The organism is Corallococcus sp. EGB (assembly GCF_019968905.1).
GTDB lineage: Bacteria > Myxococcota > Myxococcia > Myxococcales > Myxococcaceae > Corallococcus.
The window spans coordinates 4,518,730-4,536,519 of the sequence record NZ_CP079946.1 but is presented as its reverse complement, the minus strand read 5'-3'; the positions used below and the strand labels follow the sequence as shown (position 1 = coordinate 4,536,519).

At 70.4% G+C, this 17,790-nt stretch carries 15 protein-coding genes; 8 read left to right on the top strand and 7 right to left on the bottom strand.

The features are described 5' to 3' along the window. The first annotated feature begins 25 nt into the window (after positions 1 to 25). From KYK13_RS18980 to KYK13_RS18955, 5 genes are all read left to right on the top strand, one after another. The gene (locus tag KYK13_RS18980) at positions 26 to 2,431 is read left to right on the top strand and encodes an endonuclease MutS2 (RefSeq protein ID WP_223646659.1); all 2,406 of its coding nucleotides are present in this window, start codon (positions 26 to 28) and stop codon (positions 2,429 to 2,431) included. A 108-nt stretch (positions 2,432 to 2,539) separates the two neighbouring features. Next, positions 2,540 to 4,708 carry a putative metal-binding motif-containing protein gene (locus KYK13_RS38880; RefSeq protein WP_255654318.1) on the top strand — a complete coding sequence of 723 codons (2,169 nt, stop codon included), beginning with the start codon at positions 2,540 to 2,542 and terminating at the stop codon, positions 4,706 to 4,708. 123 nt (positions 4,709 to 4,831) lie between these two features. Next, complete coding sequence (locus KYK13_RS18965; protein WP_223646171.1) at positions 4,832 to 6,130, top strand: hypothetical protein; 1,299 nt, start codon at positions 4,832 to 4,834, stop codon at positions 6,128 to 6,130. A gap of 97 nt (positions 6,131 to 6,227) precedes the next feature. Further along, positions 6,228 to 7,010, top strand: coding sequence for a class I SAM-dependent methyltransferase (locus KYK13_RS18960; protein ID WP_223646170.1), 783 nt, complete (start codon positions 6,228 to 6,230; stop codon positions 7,008 to 7,010). 15 nt (positions 7,011 to 7,025) lie between these two features. Further along, entirely contained in the window at positions 7,026 to 7,484 is a 459-nt protein-coding gene (locus KYK13_RS18955) for a YdeI/OmpD-associated family protein (RefSeq protein ID WP_223646169.1), read from the top strand. 198 nt (positions 7,485 to 7,682) lie between these two features. Here the strand turns inward: KYK13_RS18955 and KYK13_RS18950 are convergent, their stop codons facing one another. Further along, the gene (locus KYK13_RS18950; RefSeq protein ID WP_223646168.1) at positions 7,683 to 8,621 is read right to left on the bottom strand and encodes a bifunctional 2-polyprenyl-6-hydroxyphenol methylase/3-demethylubiquinol 3-O-methyltransferase UbiG; all 939 of its coding nucleotides are present in this window, start codon (positions 8,619 to 8,621) and stop codon (positions 7,683 to 7,685) included. Positions 8,622 to 8,645: 24 nt separating this feature from the next. Next, complete coding sequence (locus KYK13_RS18945) at positions 8,646 to 9,674, bottom strand: NAD(P)-dependent alcohol dehydrogenase (RefSeq protein WP_223646167.1); 1,029 nt, start codon at positions 9,672 to 9,674, stop codon at positions 8,646 to 8,648. A 111-nt stretch (positions 9,675 to 9,785) separates the two neighbouring features. Here KYK13_RS18945 and KYK13_RS18940 point away from each other — a divergent pair, with 111 nt between their 5' ends. Next, positions 9,786 to 10,697 carry a LysR family transcriptional regulator gene (locus KYK13_RS18940; protein ID WP_223646166.1) on the top strand — a complete coding sequence of 304 codons (912 nt, stop codon included), beginning with the start codon at positions 9,786 to 9,788 and terminating at the stop codon, positions 10,695 to 10,697. Here the strand turns inward: KYK13_RS18940 and KYK13_RS18935 are convergent. Continuing rightward, the gene (locus KYK13_RS18935) at positions 10,690 to 11,919 is read right to left on the bottom strand and encodes an MFS transporter (protein WP_223646160.1); all 1,230 of its coding nucleotides are present in this window, start codon (positions 11,917 to 11,919) and stop codon (positions 10,690 to 10,692) included. The genes KYK13_RS18940 and KYK13_RS18935 overlap by 8 nt on opposite strands. A 77-nt stretch (positions 11,920 to 11,996) precedes the next feature. Between KYK13_RS18935 and KYK13_RS18930 the strand changes: the two genes are divergently transcribed. Continuing rightward, the gene (locus tag KYK13_RS18930) at positions 11,997 to 12,890 is read left to right on the top strand and encodes a LysR family transcriptional regulator (RefSeq protein WP_223646159.1); all 894 of its coding nucleotides are present in this window, start codon (positions 11,997 to 11,999) and stop codon (positions 12,888 to 12,890) included. Between the two features lie 6 nt (positions 12,891 to 12,896). Here KYK13_RS18930 and KYK13_RS18925 read toward each other — a convergent pair whose 3' ends face one another. Together KYK13_RS18925 and KYK13_RS18920 are read right to left on the bottom strand one after the other, a co-directional pair. Continuing rightward, positions 12,897 to 13,775: a sigma-70 family RNA polymerase sigma factor gene (locus KYK13_RS18925; protein WP_223646158.1), complete on the bottom strand. Its 879-nt coding sequence runs from the start codon at positions 13,773 to 13,775 to the stop codon at positions 12,897 to 12,899. Next, on the bottom strand, positions 13,762 to 14,223 hold the full coding sequence (locus tag KYK13_RS18920; RefSeq protein ID WP_223646157.1) for a carboxymuconolactone decarboxylase family protein: 462 nt from the start codon (positions 14,221 to 14,223) through the stop codon (positions 13,762 to 13,764). The genes KYK13_RS18925 and KYK13_RS18920 overlap by 14 nt, the downstream gene beginning before the upstream one ends. Before the next feature lie 93 nt (positions 14,224 to 14,316). Between KYK13_RS18920 and KYK13_RS18915 the strand changes: the two genes are divergently transcribed. Continuing rightward, positions 14,317 to 14,952 carry a pyridoxamine 5'-phosphate oxidase family protein gene (locus tag KYK13_RS18915; protein ID WP_223646156.1) on the top strand — a complete coding sequence of 212 codons (636 nt, stop codon included), beginning with the start codon at positions 14,317 to 14,319 and terminating at the stop codon, positions 14,950 to 14,952. 3 nt (positions 14,953 to 14,955) lie between these two features. Here KYK13_RS18915 and KYK13_RS18910 read toward each other — a convergent pair whose 3' ends face one another. Together KYK13_RS18910 and KYK13_RS18905 are read right to left on the bottom strand one after the other, a co-directional pair. Further along, positions 14,956 to 15,990 carry an ABC transporter ATP-binding protein gene (locus KYK13_RS18910; RefSeq protein WP_223646155.1) on the bottom strand — a complete coding sequence of 345 codons (1,035 nt, stop codon included), beginning with the start codon at positions 15,988 to 15,990 and terminating at the stop codon, positions 14,956 to 14,958. Further along, a complete protein-coding gene (locus KYK13_RS18905) occupies positions 15,990 to 17,648 on the bottom strand; it encodes an iron ABC transporter permease (protein ID WP_223646144.1) in 1,659 nt (552 codons plus the stop codon). Before KYK13_RS18905 ends, KYK13_RS18910 begins: the two co-directional genes overlap by 1 nt. Between the last annotated feature and the right edge of the window lie 142 nt (positions 17,649 to 17,790).

Genomic DNA, 17,790 nt, shown 5'->3' with positions numbered 1-17,790 from the left:
GGACACCCGGCCTCGCATGAAACCCATGACCGTGCAGATTTCCCAAAGGACATTGGAAGACCTCGGTTTCTCGGAAGTGCTCCGCGCGCTGACGCAGCGCTGCCGCACCGAGCCGGGAAGGGAGCGGGTGCTCGCCCGTCCATTCCTGGACACCGAGGCCGAAGTGACCGAAGCGCTGGCGCTCGTCGACGAGGCCCGCTTCCTCTCCCAGCAGCAGTTCTCCCTGCCGCTGGGCGGCGTGTCGGACCTGCGCAACGCCGTAGGCCATGCGGAGAAGGGCGGCGTGCTGGAGCCCCGCCAGCTCATCGACGCGGCCCAGCTGCTCTTCGCCTTCGCGCGCACCCGGGAGGCCCTGGACGAGCGCAAGGAGCGCGTCCCCCGCCTGGCGGAGATCTCCAAGCGCCTGCCCTTCCTGGAGGCCATGGCGCGCCGGTTGGATCAATGTTTCGAACCGGACGGAACCCTCTCCGACCGCGCGAGCCCCGAGCTGAAGGAAGCGAGGGACAGGGCGCGCGGCCTGCACCGGCGCATCAAGACGCGCCTGGACGAGATGCTCCACGACCTGACGTTCACCAGCAAGCTGCGCGAGAACTACTACACGCTGCGCAACGGGCGGTACGTGGTGCCGGTGGTGTCGAACTACCGCGCGGAGGTGGACGGCATCGTCCACAACGCCAGCCAGACGGGGCAGACGCTCTTCATGGAGCCCCAGGCGATGGTGGGCCTGGGCAACGACCTGGCCATCGCGCAGTCGGAGGTCGCAGAGGAGGAGCTCAAGGTCCTGCAGGAGCTGAGCAAGCTCGTGGGCCGCGAGTCCGCGCGCATCCTGGAGGGGCTGGAGGCGGTGGCGGAGCTGGACGAGGTGGAGGCCATCGCCGTCCTGTCCTCGGACCTGGACGCCACGACGCCCACCTTCGTGGACGTGAAGGAGTTGCAGCTGCGCTCGCTGCGCCACCCGCGCCTGGTGCTCAAGGGCACGGAGGTGGTGTCCAACGATGTGACGCTCACCGAAGCGGCCCGGGCGCTGGTGGTGTCCGGCCCCAACGCGGGCGGCAAGACGGTGACGCTGACGGGCGTGGGGCTGTGCGCGCTGATGCTGCGCGCGGGCCTGCCCATCCCGGTGGGCGAAGGGTCGCGGATGCCGCTGTACCGCTCCGTGCACTCGACCGTGGGTGACACGCAGGACCTGAGCCAGGGCCTGTCCTCGTTCAGCGGCCACGTCACCCTGCTGCGCGACATCCTGTCGGCGGTGGCGACGGACTCGCTGGTGCTCATCGACGAGATCGCCTCGGACACGGATCCGCGCGAGGGCGCGGCCATCGCCATCGCGGTGCTGGAGGAGCTGCTGGGCAAGGGCGCGTACGTCCTGGTGACGACGCACCTGGAGGAGCTCAAGGCGCTGGCGCACATGGATCCGCGCTTCCTCAACGCGCGCGTGGGCTTCGACGCGAAGCGGATGGCGCCCACGTTCCGGCTGCAGATGGGCGCGTCCGGTCAGTCGTCCGCCATCGACGTGGCGGCGCGCGTGGGCCTGCCCGCTTCGGTGTGCGAGCGCGCGCGGGAGCTGTCGCTCAACGCGGGCGGCCCACTCAGCAAGGCGCTGGCGGCGGCGGAAGAGGAGCGGCGCAAGCTCAGCGAGGAGCTGGAGAAGGCGCGCATCGCGGCGAAGGAGGCGGAGGCGCTCAGGGCGGAGCTGGAGAAGCAGAAGGTCGCCTTCGAACGCGAGCGCAAGGGCCGCATGATGCAGTTCAACGAGGACGTGCACGCGGCCAGCGAGCACGCCGCGCAGGAGGTCCGCGACCTGCTGGCGAAGCTGCGCGCGGAGCAGAACGAGAAGGCGCTGTCGGAGGCGCGGCTGCAGTTGCAGCAGCGCGCGGAGGAGGCACAGAAGCGCGCGGCGGCGGCGAAGGCGGAGCTGTTCCAGGTGGAGGCCCCGGGGCCCGCGAACCTCAAGGTGGGCGCGTGGGTGCATCACTCCGGCCTGGGCCGGGACGTGGAGATCCTGGAGCTGACGGACGGCCAGGCGGTGGTGTCCGCGGGGGGCGCGCTGAAGATGCGGGTGCCCACGACGGAGCTGTCCGGTTCGCGTGGCCGCAAGCCGCAGCAGACGAAGTTCCCGGAGCGTCAGAAGGGCGAAGCGGCCCTGAAGCGCGCGGCCTCCGCGGCGCCGTCGCAGGTGGAGGCCACGAACTTCCGCTGCGACGTGCGAGGCATGCGCGCCGACGACGCGCTGGCGGAGCTGGAGACGTTCCTGGACCAGGGCCTGCGCAAGGGTGAGGAGGCCGCGCTCATCATCCACGGCCACGGCACCGGAGCGCTGAAGCAGGCCATCCGCGACCATCTGGCCGCGTCGCCGTACATCCGCATGTTCCGCCCGGGCGAGAGCCACGAGGGCGGAGACGGCGTGACGGTGGTGTCCCTGCGCGGCTGAGCCGGTGTGTGACAGGGGGCCAGGGTCTCGAAGACCCCGCTCCCCTGCCCCGCGCAGTGTTGGCTACAGTGCGGGGCCATGTTTCGGCTCTGCCTGTTGGGATGTGTGATGTTGCTGGCCGCTTGTGGGGAGAAGGCTCCCGACGAGGGCGCCATCCGCGTGTCCGTGAAGTACGGCTCCTTCCAGCCCGCGTGCGTGCGGGTGGAGGTGAAGGACGCGAGCGGCCATGGGGACCGCACGGACATCCTCTCCAGTCAGTTCAAGAACGCCGACAAGAAAGAGGTCCGGGTCGCGGTGCGCCGGAAGGCGGACTGGGACGCGGCGCTGAGCGTGACGGCGTCGTCGTACGCGGCCGCGACGGCCGCCGGCTGTGACGGGGCCTTCGTGGAGAAGTACGAGAGCGATGGGCCGCTTGCCATCGTCGCGAAGAAGTTCACGAGCTTCGACGTGACGTTGAAGGCGACGGACGCGGACGGCGACGGCCACCTCGCGGACGCCATGTGGGACGAGCCCGCGGACTGCGATGACTCGAACCCGGCCGTGCATCCGGGCGCCGTGGAGTCCTGCGGCTCCACCAAGGACCTCAACTGCAACCAGCGGGTGGGCTGCCAGGAGGAGGGCTGCGGGGGCAACCCGTGCGACGACGGCAACGCCTGCACGACGGGGGACCACTGCGAGGGCGTGGGCCTGGAGGCGAGGTGCGTACCGGCGCAGACGACCACGTGCACCCAGCCCACGGGCGCCTGCGACGCGCGTCAGGAGTGCAACCCCACCTCCGGGCGCTGCGAGGCCGTGGGGTCCATGGTCGGCAAGAGCTGTGATGACCGCGACGAGTGCACGGCAGGCGACATTTGCGGAGCGGATGGGAAGTGCACAGGCATCGCGGTCTCGTGCACCAACTCGACGGATCAGTGTCTGGCAAGTGTGGGGACGTGCATCCCGGCCACTGGCAAATGTGTCTTCGCTCCGCTGCCGCCCACCACCTCGTGTCAGGACGCGAGGACGTGCACCACGGACGACCACTGTGATGGGACCGGGAACTGCGTGGCCACGCCCGGGACCTGCACTCCGCCGCCGTGCTATCGCGTCAAGCAGCAGTGCACTGCGAGCACTGAGTGCGACTACGAGTTGGACCTCAATGGGGTGTGCACGACCGCCAGTGGAGTCCCTGGCGTGTGCCAGGCGGACGCCACCTGCACTCCGTTCCCCTACCGGCCCTACAACTTTGATCCGAAGGACATCGCGGCCGCGGACATTGGTGAGTTGAAGACCACCGGGAACGTGACGTTCGACACCGCGAGTTCGACCTGGGCCCCTTCGGGCGCGATGGCATCCACGCCGAAGGTCTTGTCGATTTCCCAGTCGGGCGGCAATCCGCCGGTCCTGCTCATTCCGGTGCGGACCCTGGAGTTGAAGGGGAGCCTGACCCTCAAGGGTCCTTCTCCCGTCATCCTGGCCGTGTACGGAGACGCGAACGTGGACCAGTCCATCCTGGCCACCGGCAGCATCGCGAACCCCAACGCGGCCTGCGGTGCGTCTCAGGGACGCGACGGCGCCTTCGGGGGAAAGACGGGCGGTGGCGGTGGCGGCGCGGGCAATGGCACCACGGGAGTGGACGGCGGCAAGGGAAACAGCACCGGCGCGAGCCCTGGCGTCGCGGGCATCGTCCGGCCTGCCGGAGCCGAACCCCTTCTGGGAGGCTGCCCGGGTGGCAATGGTGGAGGTTCGGGTTCAGCCACGGGAGGCAAGGGCGGAGCGGGTGGCGGTGCCTTCCAACTGTCCGTCGCGCGCAACCTGACCGTGGCGAAGACCATCTCCGCGAGCGGCACGGGTGGTGACGGCGGCAAGGGTGCCGGCAACAAGGGGGCGGGCGGCGGCGGCGGTGGTAGCGGCGGCCGTGTGGTGCTCGAAGCCTTCCAACTGACGCTCACCCCGGCAGCCCGCGTCACCGCCAATGGTGGAGGCGGTGGCGAGGGAGGCAGCAGCGCCAACAACGATGGAAGGAATGCGAGCGATGGCAGCACGGAGTCAGCGAGCCCCGCGGCTGGCGGTACGGGAGGAGCCACCACGGGAGGAGACGGAGGAGATGGAGGCGCGGGCACAACCGGCCCGGGCAAAGGCATTGAAGGAACCAAGGACGCCTTCTCCACGGAGGGCGGGGGCGGAGGTGGCGGCGGCGCTGCGGGCTACATCCACCTGCGCAGTGTCCAGTCCTGCTCCTTGGCTGTCGGCCATGTGATCAGCCCGCCCGCCACGGGAGGCTGCGCCACCCCCTGACCTGGTGCGGCGGCCCGTTTCACCCTGTAGCCCGCTGTAGCGTCCAGGGAACGGGCGTCCATAGCGGGCACCAGGGCACACAGGGCCGGGCGCGCGGTGGCGTCCGGGTCGGGAGGCGTGGACGTGGCGGGTCTGGACTGGGTGCAGGTGGACGTGGGCTTCCCCATGAGCCTCGCGGTGATCGGCGCCGCGCGGGCCCTGGGCATGGAGCGGCGCGCGTTCCTGGGTGCCATGGTGGAACTGCAGATCTGGGCCGTCCAGGCCCTGCCCGAAGGGCGCTTCGTGTCCTTCGGACTGTCCGCGGACATGTCCGGCGGACAGGCGTGGGCCGCGTCCGCGGACGAAGCCGTGTGGATCGAAGCGCTGGAGTCCGCCGTCCGCTGGACGGGCACCCCCGGCGCATTCTGGTCCGCCCTCCTCCGCGCCCGCATCCTGATCCGCGAAGACGACGGCGTGCGCCTCACCCTGTGCGAGCGCTACGTCGGGGTGCTCGACAAGCGGAAGAAGGAGGCCGAGCGCAAACGGCGCGAACGGGCCGCATCGAGGGGACATGACGTGTCCGCGGGACGTCCTCGGGACATGTCCGGGACGTCCTCTCCCAGAAAGAGAAGGGAGAAGGAGAACAAGAGTTCGTCATCTGCTGCCGCGGGCCTGGATGAACAGGAAACCGTCACCGCGCTCCCCGCCCACCTGGCTCCGGTGGCGCTCATGCCCATCGAGGACACGCCCCCGGACGCGGAGCAGGACCCCGTCCAGCTCTCCCTGCCCGGCACACACCTCGTCCCTGCCACCCCGCCCCGCGCGGATACTCCCGCGCCGTCGCCCGACGCCGGACGTCCCGTCCCCGCCCGCGCGGAGGCCTACTTCGAGGCCTTCCAGGACGCCCGGACCCGGGCCTTCCGGGGCGTCCCCCGGGAGAAGCCGCCCACCGGCTGGGCGGACTGGTATGCCCAGGCACTGCGCGGCGTGGACGGCGACGAGGCCCGGCTCCATGCGGCCTGCCAGGGCTACCTCCAGTCCGACTGGGGCCGGACCCGGCAGCCTCCGGGCACCGTGGTCGCGTTCTGCTCGCCGCGAGTGTGGACGCGCTACGTCCCTCCCCTGGGGGCCGGTACGGACGTGGGCGTGGACGCGGACGCATCCGGCGGACAGGCCACGGATCAGGGCGAGTCCACGGAAGCCGCTCGCGTCTGGAGTTCCTGCCCGGAGCGCGTGCGCGGGCAGGGCAAGCGGTACGCGCTGTCGTGGCTGGGCAAGGCCCGAGCGGTGGGACTGGAGGACGGGTACCTGGTACTCGCGGCGCCGGACACCTCCTTCCCACAATGGGTGGAGGAGCAATACGGCGCGCTGATGGAGGCCGAGGTGCGGAGCCTGGGGCTGCAGGGGGTGCGCTGGGCCCGGACCGTGCACGAGGTCGCGTGAGCCGTCGCCGCGGTGCATCCTCACGAGGCCGCGCGCAAGCGGACCGCGGCCTGCTTTTCGGAAGGCAGCGGCCCGGCGCCAGCGATATGGATCGCCCATGCGCAATGCACTGATGGCGGCATCGTTCCTGGCCCTCGCGGGCTGTTCCCACTCGACGCCCACGGCTCCGGCGTCCTCCACCCAGGCGCAGGCGCCGGCCCAGTCCGCGCAGGCGCTGGTGGACGCGCCGGACCGCACGGAGGCGGATCGCAAGCTGGACGCGGGCCGGCATCCTGCCGCCCTGCTGGAGTTCGTGGGCGTGAAGCCCGGCATGCACGTCGCCGAGTTGATGGCGGGCGGCGGCTACACCACGGAGCTGCTCGCGCGCGCGGTGGGCCCCACGGGCAAGGTGTACGGCGAGAACCCGAAGGTCGTGCTGGAGCGGTTCGCGGAGAAGCCGTGGCAGGAGCGGCTGGCGCGGCCGGTGAACCAGAACGTGGTGCGCCTGGACCGTGAGCTGGACGCGCCCTTCCCGCCCGAGCTCAACGGCACGCTGGACGCGGTGGTGAGCCACATCATCTACCACGACACGGGATGGCTGGGCGTGGACCGGGCGAAGATGAACGCGGCGGTGTTCCAGGCGCTCAAGCCCGGCGGCGTTTACGTCATCTTCGACTCCAGCGCGAAGCCGGGCACGGGCATCACGGAAGGCCAGACGCTGCACCGCATCGACGAGAAGCTGGTGCGCGAGGAGGTCGAGGCCGCGGGCTTCAAGCTCCAGGAGGAGAGCAACACCTGGCGTAACCCCGAGGACACGCGCGACTGGAGCTCCAGCCCGGGCGCCGCGGGCGAGCGGCGGGGCACGAGCGACCGGTTCGCGCTGAAGTTCGTCAAGCCGTAGGACGGCTCCACGACCATGGCCGCGCGCAAGTTCAAGGCGAAGCTCGAAGTCGCCAACGACGTGGGAGGCCGGTTCGTGCGCTGTCCGTTCGATAGCCGCGAGGCCTACGGTGAGGCGCGGCCCGCCGTGGTCGGCACCGTCAACGGGCAGCCCTTCCGGAGCCGGTTGATGGTGTACGGCGGCATCACCTACCTGGGCTTCACCAAGGAGGTGCGCGAGGCCGCGGGCATCGAGGACGGCGCGATGCTGAGCATCACGCTGGAGAAGGACACGGCCCCGCGAGAAGTCGAGGTGCCGGACGATCTCCAGCGCGCGCTGGACGCGGAGCCCGCGCTGCGGGACGTGTTCACGAAGCTCGCGTTCACGCACCGCAAGGAGTTCGTGAAGGCGCTCACCGAAGCGAAGAAAGAGGAGACCCGCGCGCGCCGCCTGGCGCAGACGCTGGACAAGCTGCGCGAAAAGGCGGCGAAGTAGGCCCGGAGCACGCACCAGCTCGGAGGTGTCCGAAGGCATGGGACTCGAGGGCGTGGCGTGCCGTGCTCTTCGTGCTCGCCTGCGCGACGCCCGCGATGACGGTGTTCAACACGAACCCGCGCGCCGGGGGATGGCCAGCCTGCTGTTGGTTCCGGTTACTGCGTGGCACCTTCTGGGGCGCGAAGCAGCGTCCACGGCTCAGGCGTCTTCGTCACTCGAACCGAACGCCTGACCTCGGACCGCCGTGAGCAGCAGGTCGTACTTGCCGCCCAGGAACGTGCGGAAGCCGTGCTGGTGCAGGTAGCGGCGGTAGAAGGACAGGTCCTTCACCAGCAGCGACAGGTCCGGCTCGCGAAGGTTGCGCACGCGGGCGCCGTACACGACCTCGCCGTCGCGGAAGCGTGAGTTGGGGAAGCCCAGCACCAGCGAGGCCTTGGGCTCCAGGTGCTCCTGCACCAGCTTGCGCAGCAGCGCCCGGTCATCCACGCCCGGGCTCTGCAACGTGCCCACCGACACCACCGCATCGAAGCGGCCCAGGTCCGCGGGCAGCGCGTTCAGGTCCGCTTGAATGAACGCATGGCGCGGATCCGGGAACGCCGCCCGAGCCTCCGCCAACGCGCTCGCGCTGTGATCCACTCCGACGAAGCGGATGCCCTCCACCTCCGCGAACGCGGCCAGCTCATCGCCCCGGTTGATGCCCAGGTCCAGCAGCCGCGCGCCGGGTGGCAACGCCAGCCGACCCACCGCCTCCAGCCAGGGCACCAGGAAGCCCGCGTCCTCGAACTTCCGCACGCGCGCGAAGTCGGACGCGGCGCCGTAGCGCTCCTGCGGCGCCTCCGTGCGCGTCCCTCCGCCCGCGTGCCACGAAGCCTCCGGACCCAGCGGCTCGAACGTGAGCCGCACGTGCGTTGCATCCACCGCGCGCGGTGTGCGCAGCCGGCACGACAGCCCCTCCGCCAGGTCGCACCAGCTCCGCAGCGGCCGGTGCACGAGCCCGCCGTCCACGCGCTCCCCTGGATAACGGCCGTGGCCCAGGTCCGGATCCGGCACGTCGATGGAGACGGGGCCAGAGGGCAACAGCGCCTCCAGGTGGCGCAGCACGAGGATCAACGACTCGGCGTGGAAGCGGCGTGACATGCGCCGCACCCTACCCCGTGGGATTCAGTGGGACTCTAGCACGATCTTCCCGAACGCTCCCCGGCGCAGGTGCTCCAGGGCGGCGGGCAGCGCCTCCAGTGGATAGCGCTTGTCGATGACCGGCTTGAGCCCGGTGGCGTCCACCGCGCGCACCAGCGACTCCAGCGACCTCCGGGTGCCCACGTTGATGCCTCGAATGGTCGGCTCCTTGAGCAGGAGCGGCCCGGACGGCCCCGTCACCGTGAAGCCCTCGAACACGCCAATGACGGAGAGGGTCCCGTGCAGCGCCACCGCTTCGATGGAGCGGCCCAGGTTCGTGCCGCCCGCCAGCTCCAGGATGTGGTCCACGCCCCGGTCTCCCGTGATGCGGTAGACGGCCTCCACCCAGTCCTCGCGCTCGCGGTGGATGACATGCGTCGCGCCCAGCGCCTTCGCACGCGCCAGCTTCTCGTCGCTCCCCGACGTCACGATGACGTCCGCGCCCTGAGCCCGCGCGAGCTGCAACCCGAACAGCGCCACGCCGCCCGTGCCCTGCACCAGCACCGTCTGACCCGGCCGCACCGGGCCGTACTCGACCAGCGCGGTCCACGCGGTCAGCCCCGCGCATGGCAGCGTGCTGGCTTCGCCCGCGTCCAGCGTGGCCGGCGCCTTCACGAACCAGTCCTCCGGAAACGCGACGTACTCCGCGAGGACACCCGGATACGCACCGCCCAGCGTCTTGTACGGAGGCACGCGCGCCGTCCCCAGCGCCGGCCCGTCCAGGCGCCCGGGTGAGAACGTGGAGAGGACCTTCTCTCCCACCGCGAACCGCGTCACGCCCGCGCCCACCGCCGTCACCACGCCCGCCAGGTCCGAGCCCGGCGTGAACGGGAACGTCAGCGACAGCCCCATCCCGCTCTCGAGGACGAGCAGGTCCCGGTAGTTCAGCGACACCGCCGCCACCTTCACCAGCACCTCGCCCGGCCGGGGCTCCGGAACCGTCACGGTCCGCAGGTGCGGCCCATCACGTCCCACCGCATCCAGCTCCCACCGCTTCATCGTCGAAGTCTCCACGCGCACGGCTCCTTGCAACGGGTTCGCGGGGGAAGGTATTGGCGAAGGAATTTCTCCGGTGGCGACAAGATTTCCTTTCACTGTCGCCACCAGGGCGACAATGGACGAACCATGAGTGATCCCCTGCAAGGCGTGGCCGTCTTCGTGGAGGCCGTGGAGGCCGGAGGCTTCTCCGCCGCCGCGGCGAAGCTGAACCTGTCGCGCTCCGCCGTGGGCAAGACGGTGGCACGGCTGGAGGAACGGCTGGGCGTGCGCCTCTTCCACCGCACCACACGCTCACAGGGCCTGACCCAGGACGGACAGGTCTTCTACGAACGGTGCCTGCGCGCTCTCGGCGAACTTCGCGCGGGCGAGGCCCTGCTCGAGTCCGGCAAGCAGGAGGTCGCGGGCCGCCTGCGCGTCAGCATGCCCGTCATCTACGGCCGCCACTGCGTCGCGCCCATCCTGCGCGACCTTGCCCGCGCGCACCCGAAGCTGGAGCTGGACCTGTCGTTCAGCGACCGCCTGGTGGACCTGCTTGAGGACGGCTTCGACCTGGTCATCCGCAATGCCGGCATCCAGGGACTCGCCGCGGGCGACGGCCTCACCGCGCGCCGTGTCGGCTTCCAGCGCATGAGCGTGTATGCGTCCCCGGCGTACCTCCGCAAGCACGGCACGCCGCGCACGCTGGAGGCGCTGTCCGGGCACGAGGCCATCCGCTACGTCCGCTCGGGGACGACCCGCTCGTGGCTCTTTCCGCGGGAGGACGGCTCGAACGTGGAGCTCGTGCCCCAGTCGCGGTTGCGCTTCGACGACCTGGAGGCCATCCTGGACGCAGCGGTCGCGGGCATGGGGCTGGCGTGGCTGCCCTGCTGGCTCATCCAGGACCTCGTGCGCGACAAGAAGCTGGTGCGCGTGCTGACGGACCTGCCGAGCCTCTGCTTCGATGTCCACGCGCTCTGGCCCACGACACCCCACCTGCCCGTGCGGGTGCGCGTCGCCATCGACGCGCTCGCGGCGAAGCTGCCCTCCTACGTCAAGTGACGACGGGGGACGCCGCGACCTTCCTCGCCTGGATCTGCTCCCACACGAACGCGAGGCTCAGGAACCCACCGCCCACGGCGCACACTCCCAGCCAGCCCGCGTGATCCCACGAGATGGCGGACAGCGCCGAACCGCAGGCCCCGCCCACGAAGTAGAACATCTTGTAGAGCGTGTTGAGGCGGGTCTGCGCGGTGGGGTGCAGGCGGTACAGCTCCGTCTGGTTGGACACCGTGGCGGCCTGCGCCCCCAGGTCCAGCAGCACCACGCCCGCGATGAGCCCCGCCCACAGCTTTCCGAAGACGGCGAAGACCCCGAACGCCGCCAGCATCGTGACGATGCACACCCGGACGATCCTTCGCGCGCCGATGCGCTGCGCGTGCCGCCCCGTGACGTTCGCGGCGAGCGCCCCCACCGTCCCGATGAGACCGAACATGCCCGCCGTCCCAGGCCCCTCGTGGTACGCGTCACTGCCCAGGAAGAACGCCAGTGAGGCCCAGAACGCGGAGAGCGCGGCGTACATCAGGGCGCCCGTGAGCGCGATGGCCCGGAGCCCCGGCACGTCCCGCTGCAGCACCCACAGCGAATGCAGCAGGCGTGGATACGACAGCCGCGTGTTGGATGCATAGCTGGGCAGCCCCAGCCGCAGCAGCATCGCCAGGCCCACCATGGTCACGCCGGCCGCGAAGTACATCCCTCGCCAGCCCAGGTGCGTCGCCACGAAGCCGCTGAGCGTGCGGGAGATGAGCACGCCCACCAGCGCGGCGCTGAGCACGACGCCCAGGTTCCTCCCTCGCTCCTCGGGCGAGCTGAGCGCCGCGACGAACGGGATGAGGATCTGCACGAGCACGGACGTCAGGCCGATGGCCACGCAGGCGGCCAGGAACAGCGGGAACGTGGGCGCCAGCCCCGCCGCGAAGAGCGCCGCCGCCGCGAGCCCCAGCATCGTCACCAGCAGGCCGCGCTTCTCCAGCACGTCGCCCAGCGGCGTCAGGAGCACCAGCCCCGCCACATAGCCCAACTGCGACATCATGGGCACGGAGCCGACAGCAGAGGCGGACAGGCCGAAGCTCTGCGCGATGACGCCCAGGAGCGGCTGGCTGTAATAGACATTGCCCACCGCGAGCACGGTCGCCGTCGTCATCGTCCACAGCAGCCGGCGGTCCATCGGCGCGGCGTGTGTCTGGGCCACGGCGGCGGGGAGCGAAGCGGACGAGGTCTCCATGCGACATGCCTAGCGCTCCCCCATCCATACTTCCAATATATCCTGGGTCTGGAGTCCAGACCTGGAGCGTATGGACCATGGAGCTGCGCCACCTGCGGTACTTCGTCGCGGTCGCGGAGGAGCTCAGCTTCACGCGCGCCGCGAAGCGCCTGCACATCGCCCAGCCGCCGCTCAGCCAGCAGATCCGCAAGTTCGAGGCCGAGCTGGGCGGGGCCCTCTTCGAACGGGAGCGCCGCGCGGTGCGCCTCACCAAGCTGGGGCGCGAATTGCTGCCGGAAGCGCACCAACTGTTGGAGCGAGCGAAGCGGTTCCAGGAGCACGCGGCGCGACAGGCCCGGGGCGAACAGGACGTGCTGGTGCTGGGGCTCATCTCGTCGTTCGCGACGCCCCGGTTCGCGACGATGCTCCGGGCCTTCCAGAAGAAGGCGCCCGGGGTGCACATCGAATTGAGCAACCACCCCTCCGCGTGGCAGCTGGAGGCGCTGGAGCGGGGCACGCTGGACGTGGGCATCCTGCGCCCTCGCGAGCGCATGCCGCCTGACATCGTCACGCACCTCATCCGGCGTGAGCCCTTCCGGCTGGCGGTGCCTTCACGGCACCCGTTCGCGAAGCGAAAGTCGGTGGCGTGGAAGGACCTGCGGGATGAACCGCTCGTCCTCGTGGAGCCCGGGGTCGCGCCGCCGGACTACTACGCGGCGTTCTTCGAGCGGCTCCGCGAGGCGGGGGTCGACCCCACGGTGCGCCAGTACGCGCAGAACGTCGCGACGAAGATCTGGTTCGTCTCCGCGGGCTTCGGCATCGCGCCCATGCCGCACACGCCCGACACGGAGCACCACTCGGGCGTGGTGTTCATCGACCTGCCGGACGACGCGCCGGTGACGACCACCGTCATCGCCTGGCGCAAGGCCGGCGGCACGCCCGCCCTGCTCCGGTTCGTGGACTTCGTGCGCGAATCCTTCGCCGCGGGCTGAAGCCTCCTATGACGGCTCGCCCACCACCGCGCGCCGGATGCCCTTCAGCTTGTCGGGGTTGCGCGTGACGTAGAGCGCGACGATGCGGCCGTCCTCGATCTCGAGCGCCGTGGTCTGCAGCATTCCATTCGAATCCAGCGTGACGTACGCGGGCAGGCCGTCGATGGCGCCCTCGTACACGAGCTGCGCCGAGTTCACGGCCGGAATGCGCGACAAGCCTTCGAAGAAGCGCAGCAGCTTCTCCCGGCCATGGACGGGATTGAGGACCGCCTTCGCCTTGCCGCCGCCGTCGGCGTACAGGATGACGTCCTGGGCCAGCAGAGCCTGGAGCGCCTGCGTGTCCCCACTCCGGGACGCGGCATGGAACGCCGAGGCCAGCTCGTGGCCCTTCGCCTCCGTCACGGGGAAGCGGGGCCGGGCCTCCTGCACGTGGGCCCGCGCCCGGCTGGCGAGCTGCCGGCACGCGGCGGGGTCGCGGTCGATGGCCTTCGCTACCTGCTCGAAGTCCATGCCGAACACGTCGTGAAGGAGGAACGCGGCGCGCTCCAGCGGGGACAGGCGCTCCAGGGCCATCATCAGGGTCAGCGTCAAGTCGTCGCCCTCCACTGCCTCGATGATGGGCTCTGGAAGCCAGGTCCCCACGTACTCCTCGCGCCGCACGCGCGCGGACTTCAGGACGTCCAGACACAGGCGCGTCACCGTGCGGACGAGCACGGCCTCGGCGTCCCGCACGGCGTCGCGGTTCGTCTGGTGCCAACGGAGGTACGCCTCCTGCACCACGTCCTCCGCCTCCGCGACAATGCCCAGCATCCGGTATGCGATGCGGAGCAGCCGGGGGCGGAGCGGGTCGAAGACGTCCGCGGGATTTGAATCAGGCGGCGTCACTGCGAGCGGTCACCGGGTGGATGGCCCGGAAGCCGATGGCGAACCGGTTCCAGGAGTTGATGACACCAATCATGAGGGTCAGCTTCACGATCTCCTCTTCGGTGAAGTGCGGCTTGAGTGCAGCGTAGTCCTCATCCGGGGCGTGTGTCTGGGAGATGAGCGTCAGGGCCTCGATCCAGCCCAGGGCCGCCCGCTCGCGTCCGGTATACAGCGGTGACTCACGCCACCCGTCCAGCAGGTAGATGCGCTCCTCGGTCTCTCCTTGGGCGCGGGCGTCGCGGGTGTGCATGTGGAGGCAGTAGGCGCAGCCGTTGAGCTGGGACGAGCGGATCTTGATCAATTCCAGGAGGCTCGGCTCCAGGCCCAGCGCCTCCACCTTCTTGCTGAACTCAACCATCAGAGTGACTGCTCCGGGCGCCACCGCGTAGGCATCCATCCTGGGCTTCATGCGTATCTCCTCGTTCTGGGGGGCGAAGTGCCCTTCCATCCCCAGGACGACGCAGCCAGTGCCGCGTGTGACATGGCCATTTAAAAGGCAATAATGGCCACCCTGGGGGTGAGCCGGATGGAGACCGTGAAGGACGTGGAGACGCTCGAACGCCTGTACGGGGTGCCCGTGAAGCAGTCCGTCTTCAAGGAGGTGGACCACCTGCACCCGGCGTACCGGCCCTTCATCGAGCACTCGCCGTTCATGGTGCTCGCCACCTCCGGCCCTGGAGGGCTGGATGCGTCGCCCCGAGGGGATCCCGCGGGGTTCGTGGTCATCGAGGACGCGCACACGCTGCTGCTGCCCGACCGCCGGGGCAACAACCGCATCGACTCGCTGCGGAACATCCTGGCGGATCCGCGCGTCGCGCTGCTGTTCTTCGTCCCCGGCGTGAATGAGACCCTGCGCGTCAACGGCCGGGCGAGCATCGTCATCGAGCCGGCGCTGCTGGAGCGCTTCACCCACGAGGGGAAGACGCCGCGCTCCGTGCTGCGCATCACCGTGGAGGCGGTCTACTTCCAGTGTGGTCGCGCGTTGATCCGCGCCGGGCTCTGGGATTCGAGCCGGCAAGTCGCCCGCGCCGAGCTCCCGAGCACCGGCTCCATCCTCGAGGCGCTGAGCCAGGGCACGTTCGATGGCGGCGAGTACGACCGCGAGCTGCCGGGGCGCGTGAAGACGACGCTGTACTGAGCCTCAAGGGCCCGCGTCGAAGACCGTGGCCTTGCGCACCCGGACACGGAGCGTCTGCCCTGCGCGCACACCGTCGAGCGCCGGTCCGATGACGCGCAGGAAAGCGTCTCCGACCGGGAAGCGGTACTCCGCGGCGTGCCCCAGGAACAGGCGGGCGGAGAGCACCAGCGGCGTTCCTGTCGCACCCAGCTCCAGGTCCTCCGGGCGCACGACGAGCGTTCCCGGTCCGGGCTTCGCCTGCAAGGGCAGGTCGAACAAGAGCTCCGTCCCAGAGCAGTGAAAGGCGCCACCCCGGGTCTCCCCCCGCAGCACGTTCGCGCCGCCGACGAACCCCGCGACGAACGGCGTCGCGGGCTCGCGGTAGAGCCGCTCCGGAGTGTCCACCTGTTCGATGACGCCCCGGTTCATCACCGCGATGCGGTCCGACAGCGCCAGCGCCTCGCCCTGGTCGTGCGTGACGAAGACGAGCGTCGTGCCCAGGCGGGCGCGCAGCGCGGCGATCTCCGCGCGCAGCTCCTCGCGCAGGGCAGCGTCCAGGTTCGACAGGGGCTCGTCCAAGAGCAGCACGCGAGGACCCGCCACCAGCGCCCGCGCGAGCGCCACGCGTTGCAGCTGTCCACCGGACAGCTCATGCGGCATTCGCGCCGCATAGGCCTCCAGCCGCACCCAGCGCAGCGCTTCGCGCACGCGGGTTGCCACCTCGTGGCGAGGTACCTTCCGGAGCACCAGGGGATAGGCGACGTTCGCCTCGACGCTGCGATGCGGCCAGATGGCGTAGCTCTGGAAGACCATGCCCAGGCCGCGCTTCTCCGGGGGAACGCGCACGCCGGGGCCGGCGACCACTTCGTCCGCCAGTCGGATGACGCCCGCGTCCGGATGCTCCAGTCCCGCGAGCATCCGCAGCGTCGTCGTCTTCCCGCAGCCCGAAGGCCCCAGCAGCGACACGAACTCGCCCTGCTCCACCTGCAGGCTCAGGCCGCGCACCACGGGCGTTGCGCCATACGCCTTGACCAGTCCCTCCAGGACGATGGCCGCCATCACCGCACCTCCGGCACTCGACGCCGAGCCCACGCCAGCACGGCCTGTCCAGCCACCACCAGCGCCACGAACGCGCACGCGAGCACAGCGGCGGCGGCCGGATCCGCGTAGCTCTGCAATTCGAACAGCAACGTGCCCAGGACCTCGGAGCCCGCGGGCACCAGGAGCACGGAGAGGGTGATCTCCGTGGCACAAGCGAGGAACGTGAGCACGAATGCCACCACGAGCGCCGGCCGCAGCAGCGGCAGCGTCGCATCCACGAACGCCCGCGCAGGCCCGGCACCGCCAACGCGAGCGGCCTCCGCGAGGGACGGATCCACCTGGGCCAAAGCCTCGGAGCTGTTGCGTTCGCCCAGGGCCAGGTACTTCCCCACATAGCCCACGAGCATCAACCAAGGGGTGTGTGCCAGGGCCAGCACGAATGCCACGCGGTCCAGGACCACCAGCCGCCAGTCCCGGGAGAATGCCACCAACAACGCGAGCGCCAGCACCGTGCCCGGCACTGCGAAGGGCCACACCGCCATCGCCCCCACGCCGGCGCCGCCTCGACGGAAGGCCCGTCGCAGCAGCGCAGCCGAAAGTCCCAGCCCCACGACGCACAGGCCCGCCCCCGCCGCGAGCATCACGCTGCGCCCCGTGGCCCGTAACGTGCGCGAGTCCCAAAGCACACCGGACCAGTGCGCCAGCGTCAACGAGTCCCACGACAGCGAGGCGCCGAAGCTGCGTTGCAGCGACGTCAGCAGGATTGCCACCAGGGGCAGGACCACCAGCACTCCACCGGTGCCCCCCACGCCCACGAGCGCCCAGACTCGCCAGCGCCCCAGCGCGAGCACCCGCGGCGACACGCCCTTGCCCGCGCTGAGGCGAACCCTGCCGCTCCGGCCGAGCATCCAGGTCAGCCCCAACGCCAGCGGGGTGAGCAGCAGGAGGAACGACGCGAGCACCGCCGCACGAGGCAATCCCTCCTCGCTGCCCAGCAGCACCAGTTCATAGATGCGCGTGGTGAGAACGCGGGTGGGCGGCGAAGCAGACACGCCGAGCAGGTAGGGCACGCCGAACGAAGACGCGGCCATGAGGAACACCATCACCGCGCCCGACAGTAGCGCGGGCAGCACCAGGGGCACCGAGGTGTTCAGCACGGCGCGAAGCGGCGAAGCGCCACAGACGCGGGCGGCCTCCTCCAGCGCGGGATCCACGCGCCGCAGCGCCGCGGCGCCCGCGAGCAGCACCAGCGGCAATCCCGACAGCCCCTCCACGAACGCGATGCCCGCGGCGCCATAGAGGTTGAACACCTCCGCGCCCAGCATGCGGTTCAAGTATCCGGCGCGAGGGCTCGCGAGCGACAGCCATCCCATGCCCCAGATGAACGCGGGAATGGCGGAGGGCAGTGTGAAGAGCACGGTGAACGCGCCACGCAGGGGCAGGTCCGTGCGGAACAACAGGAATGCCAGCGGGGCCCCCAGGCACAACGCCCAAGCCGTCGCGCCCAGGGAAATCCCCAGCGTGTTCACGAACGCGCCGGCCTCCGAAGCAAGCACCGGGCCCAGTCCCTCGGTCGCCGCCCCCACGCCCCGCACCAGCAGCGCCACGACCGGGACCACCGCGAACAGCAGCAGCGGCACAAGCCACAAGGCCAATGCAATCCACCGGCCCTTCATCGCACGACTCCATCAAGGCTCGAGCGAAGACACCCGCAGTGCACCAGGCCCACGGAGATGCACTCCGTCCAACCGGATGAGAAAGGGAGAATCCCGCGAGGGCTCCCCGGCGGAGGCGCACCCAAAAAACCTGTCCGACAGT